Origin of the sequence: Rhodococcus sp. BUPNP1 (genome assembly GCF_002215235.1) — a bacterium.
Lineage (GTDB): Bacteria > Actinomycetota > Actinomycetes > Mycobacteriales > Mycobacteriaceae > Rhodococcus.
Window position 1 is genome coordinate 1 of the sequence record NZ_NERM01000043.1, and the last position, 21,602, is coordinate 21,602.

General features: G+C 62.5%; 21 protein-coding genes. 8 read left to right on the forward strand and 13 right to left on the reverse strand.

The genetic code is table 11. The features are described from left to right. Positions 1–163: 163 nt before the first annotated feature. Entirely contained in the window at positions 164–928 is a 765-nt protein-coding gene (locus B9C99_RS25700) for a GAF domain-containing protein (protein WP_143543596.1), read from the forward strand. A gap of 308 nt (positions 929–1,236) precedes the next feature. On the opposite strand, the gene B9C99_RS24050 is transcribed toward B9C99_RS25700, so the two are convergent. Then, positions 1,237–2,052 carry a hypothetical protein gene (locus B9C99_RS24050; protein WP_088899601.1) on the reverse strand — a complete coding sequence of 272 codons (816 nt, stop codon included), beginning with the start codon at positions 2,050–2,052 and terminating at the stop codon, positions 1,237–1,239. A gap of 436 nt (positions 2,053–2,488) precedes the next feature. On the opposite strand from B9C99_RS24050, the gene B9C99_RS25705 reads away from it, so the two are divergent. Continuing rightward, the gene (locus tag B9C99_RS25705) at positions 2,489–5,833 is read left to right on the forward strand and encodes an NACHT domain-containing NTPase (protein ID WP_143543597.1); all 3,345 of its coding nucleotides are present in this window, start codon (positions 2,489–2,491) and stop codon (positions 5,831–5,833) included. A gap of 425 nt (positions 5,834–6,258) precedes the next feature. After that, a complete protein-coding gene (locus tag B9C99_RS24070) occupies positions 6,259–6,807 on the forward strand; it encodes a recombinase family protein (protein ID WP_088899604.1) in 549 nt (182 codons plus the stop codon). A 96-nt stretch (positions 6,808–6,903) separates the two neighbouring features. On the opposite strand, the gene B9C99_RS24075 is transcribed toward B9C99_RS24070, so the two are convergent. Continuing rightward, on the reverse strand, positions 6,904–7,260 hold the full coding sequence (locus B9C99_RS24075) for an amino acid permease (RefSeq protein WP_088899605.1): 357 nt from the start codon (positions 7,258–7,260) through the stop codon (positions 6,904–6,906). An 868-nt stretch (positions 7,261–8,128) separates the two neighbouring features. On the opposite strand from B9C99_RS24075, the gene B9C99_RS24085 reads away from it, so the two are divergent. Beyond that, a complete protein-coding gene (locus B9C99_RS24085; RefSeq protein WP_088899607.1) occupies positions 8,129–8,734 on the forward strand; it encodes a hypothetical protein in 606 nt (201 codons plus the stop codon). Positions 8,735–8,817: 83 nt separating this feature from the next. Further along, complete coding sequence (locus B9C99_RS24090) at positions 8,818–9,225, forward strand: hypothetical protein (RefSeq protein WP_143543599.1); 408 nt, start codon at positions 8,818–8,820, stop codon at positions 9,223–9,225. 323 nt (positions 9,226–9,548) lie between these two features. Here the strand turns inward: B9C99_RS24090 and B9C99_RS25710 are convergent, their stop codons facing one another. Continuing rightward, complete coding sequence (locus B9C99_RS25710; protein WP_143543600.1) at positions 9,549–9,752, reverse strand: hypothetical protein; 204 nt, start codon at positions 9,750–9,752, stop codon at positions 9,549–9,551. A gap of 187 nt (positions 9,753–9,939) precedes the next feature. Here B9C99_RS25710 and B9C99_RS24100 point away from each other — a divergent pair, with 187 nt between their 5' ends. Continuing rightward, positions 9,940–10,770, forward strand: coding sequence for a DNA adenine methylase (locus B9C99_RS24100; RefSeq protein ID WP_172415077.1), 831 nt, complete (start codon positions 9,940–9,942; stop codon positions 10,768–10,770). Here B9C99_RS24100 and B9C99_RS24105 read toward each other — a convergent pair. From B9C99_RS24105 to B9C99_RS24115, 3 genes are all read right to left on the reverse strand, one after another. Further along, complete coding sequence (locus B9C99_RS24105; RefSeq protein ID WP_088899611.1) at positions 10,757–11,569, reverse strand: hypothetical protein; 813 nt, start codon at positions 11,567–11,569, stop codon at positions 10,757–10,759. The two genes, B9C99_RS24100 and B9C99_RS24105, sit on opposite strands and share 14 nt — an antisense overlap. Before the next feature lie 363 nt (positions 11,570–11,932). Further along, positions 11,933–12,175: a hypothetical protein gene (locus B9C99_RS24110; RefSeq protein ID WP_088899612.1), complete on the reverse strand. Its 243-nt coding sequence runs from the start codon at positions 12,173–12,175 to the stop codon at positions 11,933–11,935. A gap of 25 nt (positions 12,176–12,200) precedes the next feature. Beyond that, complete coding sequence (locus tag B9C99_RS24115) at positions 12,201–13,457, reverse strand: hypothetical protein (RefSeq protein WP_088899613.1); 1,257 nt, start codon at positions 13,455–13,457, stop codon at positions 12,201–12,203. Between the two features lie 629 nt (positions 13,458–14,086). Between B9C99_RS24115 and B9C99_RS24120 the strand changes: the two genes are divergently transcribed. Both B9C99_RS24120 and B9C99_RS24125 read left to right on the forward strand, forming a co-directional pair. After that, complete coding sequence (locus B9C99_RS24120; protein ID WP_088899614.1) at positions 14,087–14,278, forward strand: hypothetical protein; 192 nt, start codon at positions 14,087–14,089, stop codon at positions 14,276–14,278. Positions 14,279–14,498: 220 nt separating this feature from the next. Continuing rightward, positions 14,499–14,687, forward strand: a complete 189-nt coding sequence (locus B9C99_RS24125; protein ID WP_088899615.1) for a hypothetical protein — start codon at positions 14,499–14,501, stop codon at positions 14,685–14,687. A gap of 150 nt (positions 14,688–14,837) precedes the next feature. Here B9C99_RS24125 and B9C99_RS24130 read toward each other — a convergent pair whose 3' ends face one another. The 7 genes from B9C99_RS24130 to B9C99_RS24160 form a co-directional block, all read right to left on the reverse strand. Continuing rightward, positions 14,838–15,719: a hypothetical protein gene (locus B9C99_RS24130; RefSeq protein WP_143543601.1), complete on the reverse strand. Its 882-nt coding sequence runs from the start codon at positions 15,717–15,719 to the stop codon at positions 14,838–14,840. Between the two features lie 212 nt (positions 15,720–15,931). Further along, positions 15,932–17,854 carry a Fic family protein gene (locus B9C99_RS24135; RefSeq protein WP_088899617.1) on the reverse strand — a complete coding sequence of 641 codons (1,923 nt, stop codon included), beginning with the start codon at positions 17,852–17,854 and terminating at the stop codon, positions 15,932–15,934. Further along, positions 17,851–18,075, reverse strand: coding sequence for a hypothetical protein (locus B9C99_RS24140; protein ID WP_088899618.1), 225 nt, complete (start codon positions 18,073–18,075; stop codon positions 17,851–17,853). The genes B9C99_RS24135 and B9C99_RS24140 overlap by 4 nt, the downstream gene beginning before the upstream one ends. Positions 18,076–18,140: 65 nt before the next feature. After that, on the reverse strand, positions 18,141–18,698 hold the full coding sequence (locus B9C99_RS24145) for a DnaB-like helicase N-terminal domain-containing protein (protein ID WP_088899619.1): 558 nt from the start codon (positions 18,696–18,698) through the stop codon (positions 18,141–18,143). Beyond that, the gene (locus B9C99_RS24150; protein WP_088899620.1) at positions 18,695–18,952 is read right to left on the reverse strand and encodes a hypothetical protein; all 258 of its coding nucleotides are present in this window, start codon (positions 18,950–18,952) and stop codon (positions 18,695–18,697) included. Before B9C99_RS24150 ends, B9C99_RS24145 begins: the two co-directional genes overlap by 4 nt. Before the next feature lie 265 nt (positions 18,953–19,217). After that, positions 19,218–20,687, reverse strand: coding sequence for a ParB N-terminal domain-containing protein (locus B9C99_RS24155; RefSeq protein WP_088899621.1), 1,470 nt, complete (start codon positions 20,685–20,687; stop codon positions 19,218–19,220). Between the two features lie 149 nt (positions 20,688–20,836). Next, entirely contained in the window at positions 20,837–21,304 is a 468-nt protein-coding gene (locus B9C99_RS24160) for a hypothetical protein (RefSeq protein WP_088899622.1), read from the reverse strand. Positions 21,305–21,602 lie beyond the last annotated feature (298 nt).

Consider the following 21,602-nt stretch of genomic DNA (forward strand, 5'->3'; position numbering starts at 1 on the left):
CCGGGGGCGGAGCCCCCGGGGATCGGTAGAGCCGACACACCGCAGACGAGCCGGGCACACTCCTAGCCAGAGCGAGGGGGCACCGTCCGCCGGCCGCGGGAGCATACGTTTACCGGCCCCGAGACCAACGTGGTAATGGATCTCCTGCGTATCATCGAGATCCGTGACCAAGCCGCCCCCTAATCCCGCACTGTGGCTTGGCTATCATCTGGCTCGCTATGAAAAGACTGCGGAGACGTCGAGCTTCGCCGCAGGACTCGTAGGCAGTGGCGTTGTCAGCTCAAACCCTGCGTTCGGCGCGCCCTGCATCGTGGTCGCCAGCCTAGTGTTCGGCCTCTTGCTCTATTGGCGACACGAAAGTGCATCTCTCGATGAAACCCACTCAGCGCGAGACCTCCTACTGGAAGAATCGTTGTCTCCTCTGCTTGAGGAGCTCGCGTCAACTGCTGACCAGCCCGCTCCCTATCGCAAGCGAACAGCAGACAGGCTCGCGGACCGCGCTTGCGGGCGCCTTGCCAGGGCGTTTGATTCGATTCCTGGTGTTCGAGTTTGCGTTTTCACAATCTCGGATGACGCACAGCGAATGAACTGCTCCGCTGCCCGCGGGAGAGACCAGCAACCAAAGAGCTTCGAGCGTGGCTCAGCGCGCGGCGACAAGGCATTCAAGGTCCTTGAGATGGCGGGTCCGTACCGGTTCGCAGCCGATCTGGATCAGGTTGGGCAACAGGAAGAATGGGAGGGTAGCGGCGACGGCTATAGGACCTTCATCACCGCTCCAATCCGCTCGCTGGAGAAGGGGTTCGGCCTGTTGACGATCGATGCACCTAGAGCCGGCGACCTGGACGATCGCCACGGCCAAACTATTGCCCTGTACGCCTCAGCCCTAGCAGTGGCATACGCTGAAGCCAAACGCGGCGAACTATACTAGAGAGTAGAGCTACGGGAAGGAGCGTGAGTATGGGATCCGTAAAGCTGGTGACGCGTCGCTCCGCCGAGTCGAAGGATTCGAACGAAACGCCTGACCAGGCCCTTTCCCGGGCTCGTCAACAAGTACGTGAAGCTCGACGTCGCCGTGAGCGGATCGCCCTCAGATCTCGCTTGTCACATTCTTCACGCTCTTCACGCAGCGCCGGATAGAGATCCGAGCTTCCTGACGTTCCGTTCGCCGCTTCTGCGATGGCCTAGATAGCCTGTGGGGCGCTCTCAGTTTCCCGAAGGCGCCCCACAGGCGACAGGTTAGTTGCCGTCGGATCCTCCGTCCTGCCCTCCACCGCATGCGTCACCGTTATCCTGCGAGCCGCAGTTGCCGTTGATGGCGACGAGGGTCTTCAGACCCGTGCGCTGCGTGATGGTGAACCCGTCGGGACCACCGCACGCATCGCTGCAGTCCTGCGTACCGCAGTTGCCGTTGTTGGCGACGAGGGTCTTCAGACCCGTGCGCTGCGTGATGGTGAACCCGTCGGGACCACCGCACGCATCGCTGCAGTCCTGCGTACCGCAGTTGCCGTTGTTGGCGACTGCACGGTGCAGTGCCGCAGACGACATGCGTGTGGTTGAGCAGGCGCCGCAGTCGTATCCACGGGAGGGTTCGCACTGGCCGCAGTCCGCGGACTGAATCAGTCGGGCATCGCAGCTCAGCGTGTCGGACGTCCACAGCAGATCGTCCACGGGCCACCCGAACGCTCGCAGCGCGTCGACGGTACGAACTGCGTGCCCGGTGCCGTAATCGACTCCAACCTCGTCGAAGGGGGCATGGTGGATGAAGCGGCCGGCGATTCGGTGGCAGAACTGCGCGTATTCGCGGGTGTAGAGGATGAAGTTGTGCCAGCCGATGTCGACCAGGCGACTCGGGGAGAACCCGACTCCGGGGTTGTGAGCGATGAGCTCGAGGAAGCCGACCGTCTGGTTGAGGATGCGTCCGGCGAAGTCGATCGCCGTCTGCTGACCAGCGTCACCGATCTTGGTGCCGAACTCGGCGTCCTTGGTAATGCGTCGCACCAGCCGGTTCCACAGTGCCGGGTCTACCTCGTCGGTGAAGGAGAGCGGAGCCAAGACCGCCGAAATCTTAGGTTCCGTCGGCATGGTTGTGTTGGGGCCGCAACTGCTGCCGCAGGAGGAGCAGTTGCCGGGATGGTCACGGCGAGAGGTGTCAGTCATGATGAAGTCGCTTTCCGTGTCTCTGGAGAGTGGTATCCGCGTGCAAGGCGGATGTGAAGGTGGCAGGCGCGGCGGCTACCGCGCCTGCCACCCCGGAAGCTCTAGCTTCCGTCGTTCTGATCGCTTGAGGCGTCGTTACCGCCATCGTTGTCGAATCCGTCGGAGTGATCGTCGTAGTCACCCATGATGTGCCTCCCTTCTGAGTGAGATGTGATGTGGCGCTTCGGACAACACGACGATATGCGCGGCAACATCGGACAGTCATTTCATTCGTCCGCACTCGAGTGCGGACGAATGAGGACGAATGAAGTTGCTTTGAGATGATCGATCAATGGCAAAGGTCAGCGCGAGTGCCGCCGAGTTCGTCTTCGGCTTCGTCATGGCGCACTTCGGGGATCAGCTCGACACGTGTTTTACCGACCGGCGGCGCCCTGCAAAGGATCTGCCCCTCATCGACGGGCGGCGGGTACCAAGCCCCCGTCTTCTGTCCGTGTTCGTTGTCGCAGCACGGCAGGAGGCGTCATTGGAGACGGCCCTTGAGCGGACTAAGGGCCCGGATGCCGAGTGGCTGCGTGATCTCCAGAAGGCAAGCGAGGAACTGACCTATTGCATGTTCTATGGGAGGGAATTCACTCGCTCCTTGCTTACCGAGCTCGCCAACGGTCTCGGCGCTGATGCAGCTCAACGGGAGGCCCTTCTCAAGCAATGCAGTGGACGAGGATCGGACGGCACCCCCGATGCCGACATGATCGAGATGGTCCTGCATCAACAACAGACTGAAGCACAGATCCGCGACTCCACCGAAGTGGCCGCGACCGCCACACAGCGGGCACTTGTCGACCCACAGTGCCTGGATTTCTGCGTGCGCAGCGCTGCCCGGCTCTCACAACTGCCGCCCTACTATCCTCGCCATCTGACCGTCGGCGCGCTGGCCGAGCGGCTGACCGCTTCCGTACTCGACGACGGCTGGGAAAAGGGGTACGCCCAGGAAACGGGCCTGTACAGCGGCCTGAGTCGTCATTCCGACACTCCGGCTACAGAACTCGTTCTCCAACATCGACGCAGCGTGCTGCTCGGCGATCCGGGACACGGGAAGAGCACCGTTCTGTCCGCCTGCTGCCTCGGCAACATCGCTGAGGGACGACTCGCGTTGTTTGCCCGTCTCGACGATCTCGGAGATCTGGCCGCAGCACACAGTTCCCGGCAAGCGTTGGACCCCGAGCATGCGGCCGCCCTGATTGTTGATGCGGCCAGCGCATTCTCTGGTGTCGTCTGCCCCTCCGATATCCGAGGCAGATTGGTCGAGTCGATCGTGCGCGACGATATGTTTCTGGTCGCGCTTGACGGACTCGATGAGATTGTCGAACAGTCCAGTCGGGCCGCTGCGGAAGCGGTGCTGGTCGCGTTAGCCGATATCCCCGGCACTATTACCATCGCCTCCCGCATCACGGGGTACACCAAGCCGATGTACGAGGCACCCGAGCTGCTCGTCAACCACATGGATCACCCGGAGGTCGAGAAGTTCGTCGACTCCTGGTTCACCGAGCCCGAGGCAGACCTCCGGGACCAGACATTAGTAGCGGTTCAGGACTCAGACCTGTCGTCTCTTGCGCAGATTCCACTACTGGCCGGGTTCATCTGCTACGTATCTACCCATGAGACCGCGCAAAGCACGAAACATGGTCTTTACCAGCAGTATCTCGGACTCTTCTTTGAACGACGGTGGAAACCTCCGGCTCAACGTCGGCTGTCCGCCAAGGAGAATCAGAGAATTCTTGAGTTAGCAACGGCCGTAGCATGGGCAATGGCAAACCGGCCGGCGGCCGCAGCGTCTGACTTGCCCTTGTGGGCTGACCATATCTCCCTGCGTGAGCTAGCGTTTGACCCGAATTTCAGGGGTGACGCCGCCGAGTTGACCGAGACCGATGGGCTGCTGATACCCCACGGACAACTCCGACGTGGTGACCTGCTGGGTCAGCAGTACCGGTGGCTGCACCGCACAATTCACGAACACCTTGTTGGACAAGCCTTGGCTTCCTGGATACAACGCGATTTCACTGAAGCCAAAGATTTCCTTCGCACCGCAACTTTACGACCGGCCTGGTCTGTTGCTCTTGAGCACTGCGCTGGACTGTTAGGGCCTGCGAACCGCAGGTTAATAGATCTCCTATTTGAGCTCCACAATACTGAAGAAACTGTAGGAAATCGATTTTTTTTTCAACTGTCAAATATTATCGAGAGGAGTGCAACTTCTTATCGTCGCGAAGAGCTTGCGCGCAGGGCCTTCACCTTACACCATTACGGGGTGGCAGAATGGCTCGATCCAAATTTGACAAAACAATTGGCCCTGGAAATTGACCCCAGAATCGAGGATGCCTGGCTTCCATCAGCATTAGGGACCGAATACGTTGCACGGCATATCAAGGATATTGAAGAGCTTGCGGAAGAGGATCCTCACCGTTGGATTGGGAAATTGCTCTCTTTTCTTGAGGTAATTGATGCAAAGCGGGCTCTATTCGTAAATATAGACGCTTACATAGAGGGCAAAACCGACTACATATTCAATGGCTTATTGAACGCTTTAGAACCAGGCGATGACGAACAAATACTAAAGCGACTCTCTCGCGTGCAATCGCTTGTAGTAATATTCGACATTATAGATATTCTTGCGGTGCTCGAGGATGATTCCGCGCGGATAAAATTCGATGACATGACTTCGACATGGGACGCAAGAGGTGCTTTCATCCGATTTTACAGGGATCGATTCGCACACCGTCCTGGTATCGGGGATACTCCATCGTGGCGTCGAGCTATGGATTCGTTTAAGATCTCGAACAGAACGGACTTCGATGAACTCGCCAGCGGGGCCCATGGTCAGCATTTTGCCGTCATGGCTGGCTATGCCTGCAATGAGTCGGAAGTAGCGTTCCGTAGAGTGGACCCCTGGGTGCGCATAGGAATGCTTTTCCGGCGAATCATGGAAGACCCTCATTACGCTATCCCATACATCGAAAATAGTTGGAATGCATCGAGTGCCTGTTCTGCGATATCTGAGATCAGATATAAATCTGATCACGTCTTGAGTCGAGGGGGCGAATATTGCCTGGATGTCGATGAGATTCTGAACTTTCACGCAGCCGCCGAATGGGCAACACAGATGGGCGTAGAACAGGCACTCCCCGATTTGCTGCAGATTTACATGAACATTAGCCGAAATATCGACCTTGTGCGTATTCCAATCAGCAACACAGAATGGCTTTCCCGCAAGATTGCGCGTTATAGCTGGCCCTCTTTTTTTGCTGCATATCGCTCATACTGCGAATCCCGAACTGGTTCATTGTCTAAATCTGTCGCCACGGCTAAACTTGTCGAATTTTACATATTCGGAATCGCCGAAGCATCGGACCTAACATGTGATCTTGAGCGACTTTATCAATACTTACAATGGGCGGTTAATAGCAAATTTGACCCTGTAATAATTCAACCGGTCCGCCATCTCTTAAACGTGACGGAGAATGCTCACGATCTCATTTCCATCGCCGCGCATGGCAGCAATGAGGTGACCAAGAAGGAGGTTCTCATGGTACTAGAACATTCTCTCTATAATGAGGATAGCCTCCCCCGCTACCGGAAATACTTCATCCATCCGCAAGAAAACGTCGATTCACAGCATTAACGGTCCGATAGACCTCTCCTCGGCCATCAGGGCGGGCAGGTCGAAGAAGGGCTTTCCGGTCGGGTCGTTCAGATCGTGAACGGAGCCGACAATGCTCAGTCGGACACTTGGCGTTGAACTCGTCGGCGAGCGCTTCGTGCAGACAGCGCCGGTGTCGGTTGCGGCCGGTGTAACCCTTGTCGGTGTAGCTCCGGTCGTCGAGGATCTCTATACCGCTTGAGTGCCGAGCGTTGCGCTCACAGATCTTCCGGGTTGCACTCTCTTTGAGGAGCGATCCAAAAATTGATCTTGTTCTGAAAACGAACGTATATGAAACATCCGTAGCGGATTCGGGCGACCAGGTGCGACTATTGTCCCGAAACTCATGTCCGAAACCTCTGGTTCAAAACCGTACCTGTCGGTGAGTTATGGAACACTGCGAGCTTGTGAGCGAACTTCTGGGCTATGCGAGGGTCTCGACGACCGATCAGACCCTCGATCTGCAGAGCGACGCGCTGAGGGCTGCGGGGTGTTCACGGATCTGGACCGAGACCGCCAGCGGTGCCACCACCGCTCGGCCGCAACTCGACGAGGTGTTCTCTCATCTGCGGTCCGGGGACACCTTGGTGGTGTGGCGACTCGATCGACTCGGTCGGTCCCTACCTCATCTGCTTCAAGTGGTCACCGATCTCGAAGAGCGCGGCATCGGCTTTCGGTCGGTGACCGAATCGATCGACACCACGACCGCCGGCGGCAAGCTGATCTTCTCCATCTTCGGCGCGCTCGCGGAGTTCGAGCGCAACCTCATCCGCGAACGCACCTCCGCCGGCCTCGCCGCGGCCCGGGCCCGCGGCCGGGTCGGCGGACGGCCGCCGAAGATGACGACGAAGAAGATCAAGCAGGCGAAGTTGATGCGCGACAACGGGATGAGTCAGACCGAGATCGCTGAGATCCTCGGGGTCGGTCGTACGACGCTGTACCGGCACCTTAAGTAACACGGGGTAACCGCATAACCTCACCGAACACCCCTGAGCGGCACAGTTTCATTAGGTATTCCGTGGTGTCCCGCAGGCCCATCGGCAACAGCGGTGTCATACCCGGCGCCGCCGCCAGGCCCACACGCACAACCCGATTCCCGCGAGCGATGCCACCGGCAGCACCCATCTCCACCGGCGCAGTGTCACGAACCGCTGGTACTGCTCGCTCGACAAGAACTGCAGACCGGGCCGATTCGCAGTGGGCGGTTCCCACCAGTAACTTCCCGAGCCGGTCAACACTTGAGGCCAAGCGAAGACGCCGATCGCGGTCGCGATGACGATGCAGGTGACGGGGAACGCCACCCAGAACCACGGGAACCCTGGCGCGCTACCAAGCCGGGCTCGTCGTGGCACCACCACGCCCACCGCCAACCCCACCAGCGCCAGAACACCAAGCATCAACCACGCCATATCGTCGGACGATACGGCGCTGTCGCCCGGAGGTCTGGAGGCTCCGCACGGTGTGCGGTTGAAGGATCGTCAAACAGCACACCCTTTCTCTATGGAGCGCTTCGGACGTTTTCGCAACATCCTGATCTAGCGTCATAATCTTATGACATAACTTCCCATGCGTTCACTTGACATCACAGTTTACTATTGGATTTAAATCGCAACGATGGGTTGATTACGATGAGTTGGCAGACAGTGGACGGCGAGCATGAGGGGCATGCCTCGATCGAGGTCTCGGCCGGGCGTCGAGTGACCGAGCTGCAGGGCGACAATCTCGTCCTCGACGACGGAAACACGGTGAGCATTTCGGAAACCGTCGGGTGGCTGGCACGGTGCTCATGCGGCTGGAAGGCTCCGTTGATGATTCGCCGACTGACAGATCGTTCCGCGACACCTGAGCCCGATCAGGTGTATGACCCGGAAGGCGGACCTGCTCCCAGGTGGGTAGAGGACAGTTGCCACACCGAGTGGCTCGAGCATGTCCGGCCACCCAGTCTTGAAGCAGTGAAGCGGACCGCGCGTGAAGCGCAGGCGGCCGGCCGTAGGCTGGATGAAGCTGTGGCGGTGGCTCGAGCATGTGGGTCGTCCTGGGCTGACATTGGCGAAGCTGTCGGGATCAGCAGGCAGTCTGCTTACACCCGTTGGCGGCGGTTCGACAATGTGAATCAGTAGTCATGGGCGCGCGCCAGGAACCGCGGTTTGAACGCCCTTTATCTACAGTCCTGGCTGCGCCCGTCCAAGCGAACTCGGCGTAGCTCGCAGGCACACGACTTACAGCAGTGCGAATGCTACTTTTGCCTCCGATCTCGGCAATTGAAATGATTCGGGCATGAAACAACGCTCGGCTCTCGTGCTCCTCCCTTTCGCTCTTTTCGCGGCCGCCTGCGGCAGCGGAGGTGACGAGACAGAGAGCGCAAGTACCACCACCCAGACAGCTGCCTCTGTGCAGTCGACCACCCAGACGACGGAGGCACCCGCGTTCGAGCTGTCACCGCGGGGCAACTACATCGCTGAGATCGGCAGGCAGATCGGAGCCGGTGACACTCGAGTGAAAGAACCCGCCGTGACCTGGACCATCAATAGCATCGAGGTCGATCCGGAATGCGAGCTGTCGATTTCGAAGCCTTCGGAGGATGGGCACATCATCATCGCCTCGATCGAGGCCGAGACCCGCGAAGGCTTCGATGAGGACTTGACCTTGCCTGGCGGGTTCCATCCGGAGAACAACTGGTCCATCGCTGACGCGGACGGCTACGTGGAGACGCGACCGACGTCGGAGGCGAGCCGGTATTGCATCGACGCGGAGTGGCCTAGCGAGTTGGTGCCGGCGTCGAAGTATCGGTTCCGGGTGGCGTTCGAGTCGCCGACGCCGAGTGGTGTTCTGCAATATCGGGCGTCGAACTGGGCGAACGGTTGGGAGTGGCAGTTCGGCTGATCCCTGATCGGTGGAACCTAGGTAGCCACCAGTGACGCGCTCGACGACCACACCCATATTGCACATTGCACCGAAGGAGAACCATGGCTAGCGAATCTTGCCCCGTTTGCGGAGAAGAGATTGACGCAGATGTGCTGGACCCCCACGGGCACTTCACATCAGATGATGACGATAGTCACGGGTTCGCAGACGAACCGGACGAGGACGACCCCCGGTTGCTGAAGCAGGACGACAGCTACACCTTTACGTATTCCTTTGAGTACATCGCCAAGAATCACGGAAACGACAAGTACGACATCGATACAGCGGAGATGGTCGTCCATGTCGAGTGGAGCGATGCAAACGAGGGATACGTGATCTCCTACGACGTCCCTGACATGGACAAGATCGACCCAGAGCAAGGGAACAGCGATGCAAAGGGCTTCTACGACACCGATGTCTATTGGAAGCTGACCAGCGACCTCGACGACCTCGGTATCACCGCCTACTAGTCAGACGGGGTGGGCAAAGCCGAACAGTCAACGATCGCCTACAGGACAGGCAAGCGCGCCGCAGATGGAGAAGATCAGCTTGCCGCCGGCGGCAGTGTCGATCAATTGGCACCGCGGGTGTAGCGGCTCGGCGTCGTCCCTTCTGGAACAGCGAGAACGGGTAGGGCGTCATCGATGGGCTGTAAGCTCATCGATCGACACTGATTGGAAACAGGGGGCAGCGAGCCCTTCATCTCTCACCGGGTAGTCCCACCGAGTGGTGCCTGGGTCGTACATCCGGACTGCTCTGGCTCACCATTCACTTAGCGCACTACTACGGTCCCTCAGCGTGTCCCAGCGAGAATCTGATTCACCCGCGCCCGCGTGAGGCCGGTGATCGATACTAGATCGGCGATGCGAACGCCGCTGCGATGAAGCTCTTGAATCGTACGATTGCGCGCGGTGAGCACCTCCACTCGGTTTGCCTCGATCTCGGACAAAAGTTCCAGCAGGACGTCCAGGCGCTGACGTGGATCCTGAACCGACATTGCGAGGCGTGTTCGGGGGTCCATAGTGGCGAATCGTACTGCACGATGTATAGCGCGTTTGACACCGCTATGTATAGCGCGCTATACATAGCGGTGTGATTAACACTCTTGCTCCGCGGCCCTCAACGTGGACCTACTTGGCAGGGGTCGCATGATGCGGTCGGACGCTCCGGATACCGTTGGTGGCATGACCACCGATGCTCCCCTATCCCTCTTCACTGCAGACGAGGTGGTCGAAGCCCCCAAACGGCGGTCCGCTGCCCTGCGATACCCGGGAAGCAAGTGGTCACTAGCCGCCGAGATCGTCAGCCACTTCGATGAGCACTACCACTACATCGAGCCCTATTTTGGATCTGGGGCAGTGTTCTTCACCAAGGATCCCAGCGGTCATGAACTCATCAACGATGCGCACAGCTTGGTCGTGAATTTCTTCCGCGTCCTGCGCGATCGAACTGACGATCTTCTGTTTGCACTCGAGACCACGCCGTGGAGTCGTGAGGAGTACGACGATAGTCACCTCGTGACTGGGGACGAACTCGAGGACGCGCGCCGGTTCGTCACGCGAATTTGGCAGGCGCACGCATCGGATCTCGCCAAGAAGACAGGCTGGAAGAATCGGGGCTCGCGGCAGCGAGCAGGGGGCATGTCGCTTCGCTGGCAGCGTGTGCCGAGCGAATTAGCTGAGCTTGCGCTGCGGCTTAAGGATGCAGAGATCGAGCATCGTCCTGCGATCGAAGTCATCCGCCGGTTCGCCACAAAAGACACGCTTATCTACGCCGATCCGCCGTACCTGATGGAGACTCGAACCCAGAAGATGTACGCCTCGGAGATGAGCATCGCGGAGCACATCGAGATGCTCGACGCCCTAGTCGCACATCCGGGGCCGGTCGTCATCTCGGGCTACAACAACCATCTATACGACGAGAAACTCGCAGGCTGGAAGAAGGTTCTGATCAAGCCCCCAAAGGTGGAGAAGGCAGCAGAGCGCATGGAAGTGCTGTGGGTCAAGAAGGGATGATCCCGGGGGCGTCAGGTCCGGGCCAAGCCCCCGGCCAGTAGTCCTCGACTTTATCTTTGAGGTCGCGCACGGGGGGTTCGGAAAGTTCGAACTCTCCCGTTCGCCACTCCTCCCAGCCGATGGGCGGGTAGAACTTCAGTTGGCCTCCCGAGTTGGCATACCACTGCCACAAGCGATGCGGCTTGCGGTTGACTTCTATGTATCCCGCGACGGATGAAGGTTTACCAGCGTTGGCCTCTCGACCTTCGACCACCCACTTGATGTCGGTGGCCGCGATCCGGGTCAGAATGTCGATGTTGAACGCCGCCATCTCGAACTTGCGCCACCGGGAGTCGTGCGTGAGCAACAGGTACTTGCTGGCGTCGATGTCATAGATCTCCCGCACCTTCTCGTGCCAGGAACCGACGGTCGCCACCAGGATGGGACCTGCTGCTTCAGGATTCGTCTGCCAGTGGATCGTCTCGGCTAAGAGAGCGTCAGTTAGGTACTTGGCGGAGTTGGAGAGCTCCATGAACCAGCAGCAATTCTTGGTCGGTTGAGTGCTCGCCATCTTGCATGAGACGCCCCACTGCTTGCGGCCGTCACCGCTCGGGACAGCAACGTCAAACACACCTTTGTCCTCGTTGGTGGTGCCTCCGAGTACGTATGCGGTGACCCGCTCGAAAGACAGGAAGTCGGGCATGAAGCCCGCCTTCACCCGTTGTCCTGAGCCGTCGCGAAATGTGCTGAGGAGTAGGCGCATCTGCTCGGTCTCATCGTCGTTAAACGGCCGGTCACGCACTGCCTGGAGATGGTTCACTCGCGCGACAGTAGCGAATGCCTTTACGACGCGTTGAGGTCCCCTGCGGTCTGATAGAGATGTCCGGCCGTCGTCAACGGGTCGCCGTCGAGGCCTTCCTGAGCCTTGTCATGGTCGTGGTGGGCAAGGAGTTGCAGGGAAAGCGGCGAAGATGCGTCGCCAGCGTCTGATGCACTCTTCGCTCACATCCGGGCGTCGTCTGTTCGGAAAATGGGTGCGCTACAGTCCGGTTCAGCGGATCGGGGGGCCGCTACTCCTCAAGCCTCGGCTCGGGAGCTCGATGAGGGTTCCCGGCCCGGACCCGGTGACCTGGTGGGTCACCGGGTTCGCGAGAGTAGCGGCCTCTTCCCCTCGCCCCGGCGTCTACCTGCGGGTGGGATAGATCCGGACGGCGTAGGTGTGGGCATCGGCGGCGGTGTAGCCGGCCAGCTTGACCGCCTCGCCGGCCTCGGCGGGGTCTTCCCCGAGGTCGATGAGTTTGTCGAGGGCGAAGGCTTCGGCCGCAGCGCGGTTCGGCTGGGTGCATTCGGCGAAGAATCCGCCGGTGGGGATGTGCTGGAAGTCGACCTCGTGCGGGACGGTCGGGTCGGGGCCGGGGTGTGTCATGGCTGGGGTCCTGTTCTGTCGCAGGTCAGTCGGTGTCGGTGGCCTGGAAGATCAGGTACTGCGCCGAGGTCGCCTGGTGGGCGCCGGTGAGGGTTTTGGTGCGGATCTCGGCGACGTAGGTGTCGTAGAGCAGTGCACAGCTCGCCCCTTCGGAGTAGGGGGTGATGACCTCGAAGCAGCGGGCGTCGGGGATGCCGGGCGGGCCGGCGGCGCTGACGACGGAGATGTCGTCGTTCTTGTCGCGGATCTGCGCGACGACCCGGTCGAAGAGGGTTTCGGCGCGGTCGGTGGCGTCGGTGCGGTAGACGAACGTCGCGTCGCGGGCCATGTGGGTGGCGGCGGTGTCGGCGAACATGTCGAGGGTGCCCAGCTGGGCGAGCAGGTGCGCGGCACCGCGGGGGCCGTAGACGGCGGGGACCTGCGCGCCTTCGGCGCCGTCGGGATAGCGCAGGGTGCGGCGCAGCATGTCGTCGATGTCGACCGGCAGATTCCGCAGCTCACTCGGTGCGGTGGCGGGGAAGCGGTCGATCATCGGCCGCTGCAACTCCAGCGCGTGCTCGAGCGCGCCGTCGGCCCAGCTCGCCCGGTCGGTGGGACTGTCGACGAAGGTGTAGATCAGGTAGTGGCCGTGCTGGGTCAGCGCGGCCACCGACCGGGAGAACTCCGTCTCGACGGTGTGGACCAGGCTGTCGGGCATCGTCGCCAGCGGATGCGGCGCGGCCGTCGGCCCGGACACCGCGGGGTCGAGCAGGTGCTCGTGCAACCGCGTCGCGGCGTCGCCGGCTCCGGCGGCGTCGCGGAAGCGCAGCACGGCGTGGACCATCCGGGCCCTGCTGTCCTTGGTGAAGCGGGCGGTGGAGAATCCGGCGATGATGCCGGTCTCGGCGCCGATCTGCTCGATGGTCGAGTCGGTGTCGGCGAGCAGGTAGGCCAGTGGGATCGGTCCGAAGATCGGGCGGGTCAGGTCGAGGTATTCCTCGGTCAGTGCCGGGTCGACCTCGGCGGGCAGGACGAGGAATTCGGCCATGCGCTGGCTTTCGATGATGCTGCCGATGCCGTTGTCCCCGGCGGTGGCCGGGTAGTCGCTGGGGCGGGTGGAGAACTCCTCGCCGGGGTCGGGTTCGCCCGGGGCGGCGGGGATCAGCGCGGCGGTGCGCGGTGCGGTGGTGTCTGCGGCCTCGGCGGTGCCTTCACTCGCGGTCGAGGTGCAGCCGGTCAGTGTGATGGCCGTAGCGAGCAGTGCGGCGCCGGTGCGGGCGCGGTGGCGGTGGCGGTTGGTCAATCTTCCCCCCGGGTCGGTCGAGGGGCATGACGGTGCCGGACGGTCCACTTCCCCCCGGTTCGTGGACGGCAGTGACCGTACCGAGGCGAGTGCTCAGGCCGGTGCGGGGGTGCCCGGTATCGGAGGTTCTTCCGCTCTCGATGCCGAGTTTCCTGCGGAAATGATGCGGCAGGCCGATGCTTCCCGAAGTCCGCTGTCGCGTCCCTCCATCGACCTGCCGCCCACCGACTATAGTGCCCCGAGTCGAACGCATGTGCGAAAATTGGTTGGTGGTGTCCTACGAACGCGCACCGAAGCGGTGCCCGAACGGGCACCGACTGGGACCACACCGGGTGGTGGTGGGATGGACACCGTGCACGTGCGCGACGGCTCTGCGCCCCTCGGGAGCCAGCGGGCACCGCACCTACCTGTGCATCGTCTGCGATGCAGAGATTGCCATTCCGCCCCATACGGGACCACGGTTCTCCGGGGTGCAGTGGCCGCCGAGACCGACGCAGGAGCAACCGCAGCCCGACCCGGAAGGTGAGCGAGCCGGCGGGATCACAGACGGGGCGACCCGTCGGCAGCCAGAAAATTAGCTTCGCTAAAATTGTGGTTTGAACTGGGAAAACGACACGTCCCGTTCTGTCGTGTCGATCGGAGAAAGCACCACCATGAAGCCCGGCGACCAGGTGAAGGTCAGCGCACGCGGCAAGTTCGTGTTCACCGTCAAGGACGTCGATGAGGACACCGGCATGGCGATGATCGAGGTCAACGCCGACAGCCCGCTCACGTATCCGTGGCCGGCGCGCGTGAGCGATCTCGTGCCTGTCGAGAGCTGACTGCGAGAGCTCTTCCTCCTGCCGGTCGCTCTCGCTTCACCTGTTTGGTGCCGGTACGCACTTCCGCTACGGTGACCGCTGCAATCACCGAGTTCCCCGGTAGGTGAGTGATTCCCGGCCGGGTCGAAGGATGGTCCCCGGCGCCCCCCGCCGGGGACCATCGCCTTTTCTGCTGCTGGGTTGTACGTGCAGCGGACGACACGGTGGCTACTCTCGGCGCGTGGAGGACAGGACGCGAGCCATCGGTGATGCCGCCGATGCGATGACCGACGATGAGCTCGAGACAGCGATTGCGTCGCTGCACGCCCATGAGCGGGAACTTCTCGTCGCCGGGGACAGCGAGGCGGCGTTCGATCTGATGGGCACGAAGTTCGTTCTGCTGTCCACGCTGGAAGCTCGGCGGCGGTAACCGACTGGTGCACGAATTCGGTTTTTTCTTCATTTCTGTCTGCTGCGGTATTCGTAGCGGTCTGTGGAGCAGATTCGTACAGGGCCACTGCGCGGCTGACGTATCCCTCTCGGTGGCCGTTCAGGGTTCAGCGCGGCGCAGCCGCTCCGATCATGAGCTCACGCGGGCAACCCGGGCGCGGTAGTCGTGACCGGCGGCGCGCAGTGCGGCGGCAAGTTCCGTTCGCCTGACTCCCTGTTCCATCAGCTCTGTGGCGTTGCTGTCGGTGATCGGGTGGGGCGTGCGGACGACAGCGGCATAGCGGATGCGCTCTTCGAGCTCGTCCGGTTCGTGGGCCGGCTGGTCATCGAGGTATGAGCTGGTGATGACCTCGATGGGGGCTGTGATGCCGTGTTCCTGGGCGATCTGGCGGGCGGTGGCAGTGAATGCGGAGATGTAGGCGGCGCGGTCGCTGTCTTCGAGTTCGTCGACGGCGAGCTGTTCGTCGGCCAGGGCACCCGATTCGGGGCTCTCGTCATCCACCTCGAGCATGCGCCCGTTGATCTCGTCGAATGCCTCTTGTGCAAGAGCGGCCAACCCGAAGCGGTCCCATTCTTCGTCGATCTCGAGCGGGACGCGAACCGGCTCGGTACGTCGCGCAGGAAGATCCTCTTCCGCTTCGGCACCGGTGATGAGCCGGTGGATCAGGTCGGCCTCCCACGAGGTCGGCCTGCCGCGGAGCAATCCTTCGACCGATCCCATGTTGGCGGCGACAACGACCAGAATGTCGGCGAGGGTATCGGCGAAGTCGACCTGTGAGCCGTCGCTGCGGGTGCTTCGGGCGAGGGCGGTCAGAGCTTCTATGGCGGCCGCCTCGGTCTGCGGGTCGATTCCGGTGGTCGAGGGCTGCCGCTTCCCTGCACGGGCCGGCGGTGCAGTGGGAGTGCTGGTGGCGCTGTCGGTGACGGCCCGGAGTGCGTCGGGAAAGGTGGTGCCGGGGTGCGCGGTTTGGTACGCGCGGGCGGCCTTCTTGCGGGCAGAGTTCTTCGTCATGGCGTCTCCGTTCACAACACTCGTGATGCCGCCCGCATCGGTCATCACTGGTGGACGACGGTAGGCGCAGGTGGTTGCAGATCCGGGGGACCTTGCCCTCGAGTGCTGGCCGTGGTGATGCGGGCACCGATGGCAGCGTCGGGGTCAGCCGTGCAACGCAGCTCTACGCCAGTAATAACACGGCTGCCCGACACTTTTCCGCCTCGTCGGCCTTATAGCTGCGGCCTGAGGTGCAGATCGGGTGTGGGTGGTTGGTGTTCATGTATGGCCGGAGGTCGGCTGTTCGGTTGTGGTGGTGTGTGGTGGACCTGCGGTGGTCCGTGGAGTGCCTTCGCTGTCGAGATCGGGCCCTGCTCCTCCCCTACCTCGTCGGCATGCGTGAGATTCCGGTGCGGCTCGCCGTCGGCGGGATTCGGTTTCGCTGTCTCTAGGGCATCGTCGGTCCTGGTCGACGTGGCGTGACGGGGTTCCTCGGCCGCCTGAATTGCGGTGGTCAGCGGCTCGTAGGTCTCGTTGCGTTCCGGGGAATTCTCCAGCAGGGCGTAGCTGCGGTGGGCCAGCACATCCCAGTGCCTCTCGTACCGTTGCGCGGCGTCGACCGTGCCGAGGTTCGGGGCGGCGGCGGGGAGCTCGGTGGTGGTGGTGGTGGCACGGGCGAGTTCGGCGGCGAAGGCTTCCCGGCCGGCAACTCGCATGGCCTCCTTGAGGGCCGGGTCCGGTTCGATGCCTTCGGGGGGATCGTCGTGGTAGTTGGCCGCGTGGGTGGCGGCACGGAGCGCTTCGGGGTCGATGGTGCGCCAGTCGATCGTGCGGTCGGGGCGGTCGTGGACGAGCTGGTCGGTCATGAGTACGACGGCGACCGACTGGACTCCTTCGGTTTCCTCCTGGATGGCGGCAATGTGGCGTCCGAGCTGGTGGGGGTCGGTGAGAGTGTTCTCGTCCGGGGCGGCGATCACCGGGCTCGTGTAGGCGGAGGTGTCGCTGACGATCGGCATGAAGTCGGTGTGCAGCTCACGGTGGATGACACTTGCGTGTAGTTCGCTGCCGTCCCCGGTAATTTCGCGGTGGGCGAGGTAGTCGGCGGTCCGCAGTGCCAACTCCCAGGTGATGAGGCGGCGCAGCCGGGCAGGGTCGCGCTCGTCGAAGGCATTGACCGGGGCTCCGGTGTCGTAGCGCATGGTGTTCTTGCCTGCTGCTGGGTCGAACAGGTCCTTGTAGCGGTGGTTCGGCTCGGGTAGTGCTGCGGCGGCGCGTTCGGCCGCGAGGGTGGAGGTGCCCTCAAGGATCCGGCGTACGGCGGCATCGTGTTCGGGACCGTAGTCGGTGCGTTCGGCCAGGTTCAGGCCGATGCGGACCAGGGCGTGAGCGTTGTCGAGTTCGGCTCCGCTCAAGGATCGCTCGCGGGGGATCTCCCAGAAGGTCTGGAAGGCCGTGTAGGGGCCACTGCGGTCGCGGTCGTAGTCGCGCATCATCGCTAGGTGGCTGACCAGGGAAAGAGCGGGTCGGCCGGGCGCAGGCTCGATGGGTGCGTAGCCGGTGACCGGCACGACGGCGGGGGCGAGGACATCGGCGAGCAGTCTGGGATCTCCGCTCTCCGCGGTGACGTAGCGGGCTGCGGACAATGCAGCGAGATCGACGCGATCGGTGTCGATCACCCATCCAGCTTTGATGGCGATGCGCCGGAACAGCTCGAATTGGCTTCGAGAATTTCCGTCGGGGAAGGGATGGATTTCCGTCATGCGTGCCCAGTAGTCGGCGAGGCGGGTGACGAAGGTGCGGTGATCGAGTCCGGTCAGGTTGTTCTCGTCGGCGAGGTCGGCGAACAGTTCCTCGACGTCGGTGACGGTGTCCTCCGGGCTTGAGTGCGTGATCGGAAGGTTCCCCTGCGTGGTGGCCACGGTCTTGTACTGACCGGCCCATGAGTACACGCGATACAAACCGCGCCGGTGGATCTCTCGCAGGAAATCGCCGGTGAACTTCTCGGGCGACGGGACCTGCGCGAACTCGTACATCCCAGCCGCGAAGGCTCTGTCCTCGATGCGTTCGAGTAGGCGTGCATCAGTGATGCCGAGAAGGTTGATTCGGACGTCGGTTCCGGGGATGTAGCCCTCGGATTCGGCGGCCGATCCGGTCACTCCGAGTCCTCGCTGTGCGGGAGGAGCTCGTTGATCAGATCGTCGAGCGTTTCACCGGCCTCGAGCCTGTTGATGATCGTGCGGGGATCTTCGATGTCGAACTTGCCTGCCATTGCGTTGGCAGCGCGGATGTTCTGGGCGATGTGGTTCTTGAGAGCTTCCTCGCCGTGTAGGGCGAATATCTCTCGGAGTGTCTGATCGTGGTTTTCCTTGTCGGTCATGGTCTCCCCCTCGCGAGCGTCGAACTGTCAGAGCGGAGGCAGGCTCCTCTCCCCCATCGCTATGTCTACTTGATGTTCCCGACGGTAGGCGCAGCGCCGATACGGGCGCGAACGTGCTCGAGCCGGCGGGTGGCGGTGCGTTGAGCACGGCCGATGGCGACCATGTGCTCGAACAGGTCGGCTTCGGGCAGGGTTTCCGCGGCCTCGGTGATGGCGGCTCCGGCGGTGCGAAAGCTGCGGCGGTAGGCGGCGCTGATGACGGCATGGGCGTAGTAGGGCGCGGCGGTGGGATCGGCGCCGGCGGTGGTGGCGGTGGTCAGGGCGTAGGCGAGTCGGCGGCCGTGGTGACCGGCGAGCCGACCGTGGCGCTCGAGGTGGGCCAGGACCATTGCGGGGTCGTGGGGTTGGCCGGTGTTCATCAGTGCGGCGATGGCGTCGAACAATTCGGCGTGGAGTGGCTGGTGGAAGTCGTCGGTGGTGAGCAGGTCCACGATGTCGGCGGCTGCGGCGCGGGTGGCGAACAGCAGCGCGCACAGCAGCAGGGTTTCGGTGTCGGCGTCTGGGGGCGCGAACTCGTCGGCGCTGAGGTAGCGGTCGAGATCGGTCTGGTCGGTGACGGTCATGCGCTGATCCGTTCGTCGAGGGCGTCGGCGATGTCGAGCACGGGAGTCGGGTCGGGGTGGCCGATGGTGGCGCGAGCGATGACGCTTCCGTCGATGGTGATGGTGACTGCGCTACCGGCGGGCGCACCGTAGGCGAGCGCGAGCGTGCGCGCTGCTTCGGCGGCGTCGGAGGCGGCGGCCGCGTGGGTGAAGGTGCAGCCAGAATCGGAGCGCGCAACGGTGGGCGCGGTCAGCGTGACGGTCCAGACGATCATTGCGGCGCTCCTTCGGCTTGACGGGGTTTCCCCAGGTACTCGTCCATTGTCGCTTAATTATCATGCTTTGTGAAGACTTTTCGATGAGTTTTACATGATTGTGTGGTTGTTTTTTGATTATTTTATGATGCGTAAGTGAGGGCCGTGCCGGAGCCTTCGACCGGGGTTCGATGCCCCGGTCGACGGCCATGCGTGCCGGGGGCCGGCACCCGGCGAGTGGTCTGGCCCGGTGGGCGGCCGATACGACCGCCCACCGGAAGGGGCGTTACTGCTCGTCGAGGGGGTCGAGTCCGGCGGCGCGGCGCTCGATGTCGGCGAGGGTGTAGCCCTGGGCTTCGATAGCGCGCAGGTAGAACTGCGACAGGTCGGTGGGCTTGCGCCAGTGCTCGACGCCGACCTGGGACTCAAGGGCGATGAGGATGTGGGCGCGCAGCAGGACCAGGGCGCGAGGGTCGGTGGCGCTGGCGAGCTTCGCGAGAGTGTCGGACGTGGGGAGCATCTGTTCGGCCAGGGTGCGGGCGTGATAGGCGGCGGGGATCTGGGGCCACTTCATCAGCACTGTTGCCACGAATGAGGCGGTGCCCTTGGGGGCGGTCTTGCGGGTGGTCTGCTGGGCGATCCACTTGCGGCGGACCTCGGTGGCGGCTCGCCATTCGCGGTTGTTCTCGATCACTTCGCGCCGCTGAACTGCGCGGTCCTCGACACTTTGTTCCTGTTCGGACTCGGCGGGGCGGGGGTGTCCCCACCAGGTACGCCAAGGGGTGTCTTCGATATTGACGACGTGCCAGTACAGCGTGGTCTCGTGGTTTTCGACGACGTTCTCGCGGGGAATCATCCATTCCTCGCGGGCATCGCCGTCGGGTAGCTCGTCCACGATGTAGTCCGCGTCGATCTCGTCGCCGCTCTCGCGGTCGAAATAGGTGGTGCAGCTGTAGACGTACAGCCCGAGGTGTCCGAGGGCGGCGACTTCTTCGATGGCGGGCGTGTTGCCTTCTTCGTCGGTGACGCGCTCGACCAGCTGGCTGGTCCCCTCCCCCACTCTCTCGTGAAGAGCACCAAGCGGCACGGCGGCGATGGAGTGTTCTGCGAGGTACGCCTCGGCGCGGGCCAGTGCGGCGTTGCGTTCGGTGCGGCGCAACCGTTCGGCGGCGAGTGCGTGGTCGAGTCGTCCGCTGGCGATGGCCCACTCGATGCGGCGGACGGCGGCGGGATCGTCGCCGAACTCGGCGAGGGCGGCGGCTTGTTCGATGGTCAGCTCGCCTCGTTGCACAGCGTCGCGCTGCTCGGTGTCGCGCAAGGTCAGGGCCGCCTCGATCTCGGTGCGGGGCGCCTTGGTGCGACGGGCGATCTTGGTGGAGGTCAGTCCGTGGTCGGCCAGGGTCTCGAACAGGGCCAGGCGTTCGCCGTTGGTGATCGCGGCGCGGTGTTCGTTCTCGCTCCACTGGGTGACGAGCCGTTCGACGGCGGCGTCGGTGCCATCGCCTTCGTCGCCGACGATGAGGGCGGGGATCTGGGTCAGTCCGGCCCCGAGGGCTGCGGCGGTGCGGCGGTGGCCGGTGAGCACGCGCAGAGGTCCGGCGGCGGTGCGGCACACAGTGATGGGGGTCAGAACCCCTTGCTCTGCGATCGACTCGCGGAAGGCATCGGTCAGGCGCAGGTCATGGCGGATGTTGGAGTCGGTGAGCAGGTCAGCGGGGTCGACGGTGGCGAATTCGGCGGTGCTTCCGTGGTTCATGACTCAAGTTTACATCTGTTTTGATGATTTTTCGATGTTTTATTGGTGTTTGTCCGATGATTGTTTGGTGACTTTTGTCACACTTTTCACCCTCTGAGCTGGGGGTTTCCGTGAAAAGCAGACGGCCCCGCCAGGGCGGGGCCGTTGGTTCAGTCTTCGATGCGGTCATGGATGGGCAGGATCATGGATCGGTGGCCGAGATACCGTTCGGACAGCTCGCCCAGTCTCGAGTCGGAGGTTCCGGCGTAGTTGCCTCCGAACATCACCACTCGTCCCGACTCGGTGAGTTCGTACCGACGACGGTCGGCGTTCCATTCGACTCTGACCAAAGCGGCATAGCTGCCTTCGATGAAGGCGTGGCGTCGAATCCGTACGGCGACGGTGGGGCTGATCTGCTCATGGCCGCCGACGTGGCTTCGCACTCCGTGGGGGGTGCAGCCGGACGGCAGTGACGTGATGCGGCCCGTGCGGGCGCGGCGCTCGTCGAGGACGCCGACCAAAAGAAGAGTGTCGGCGGCGGCGCTGATACCGCCGTTGGTGCAGTCGCCGAGGCGGTGGGCGCGGTAGACGTCGAGCAGGAGGCCGGCGGGGCGATGGTCGTTCTCGTTGTTGTTCATGCCTCTAGTTTACATCTGTTTTGATGCTTTTTCGATGTTTTGTTGGTGCTTTTATGGTGCTTTTATGGTGACGCTGGTCACACGTTTTTAGGCTCTGACCTGCGGTTTTGCGGGTGCGTCGGGGTGGTTCGGTGGCGGTGGTGGAGCGGGTACCTCGGTCGGTCGGTGCGGCCTGGTGAACCGGGCGCGGTGACTGCCGGGCAAGGGCGGGTTTTCCCTTGCTCGGTGGTCGGCGGGTCCGGTAGGGCCGTGTGTGGCGACCGGGCGCGGTGCACGCGGAGCAGCGGGAACCTTGGGA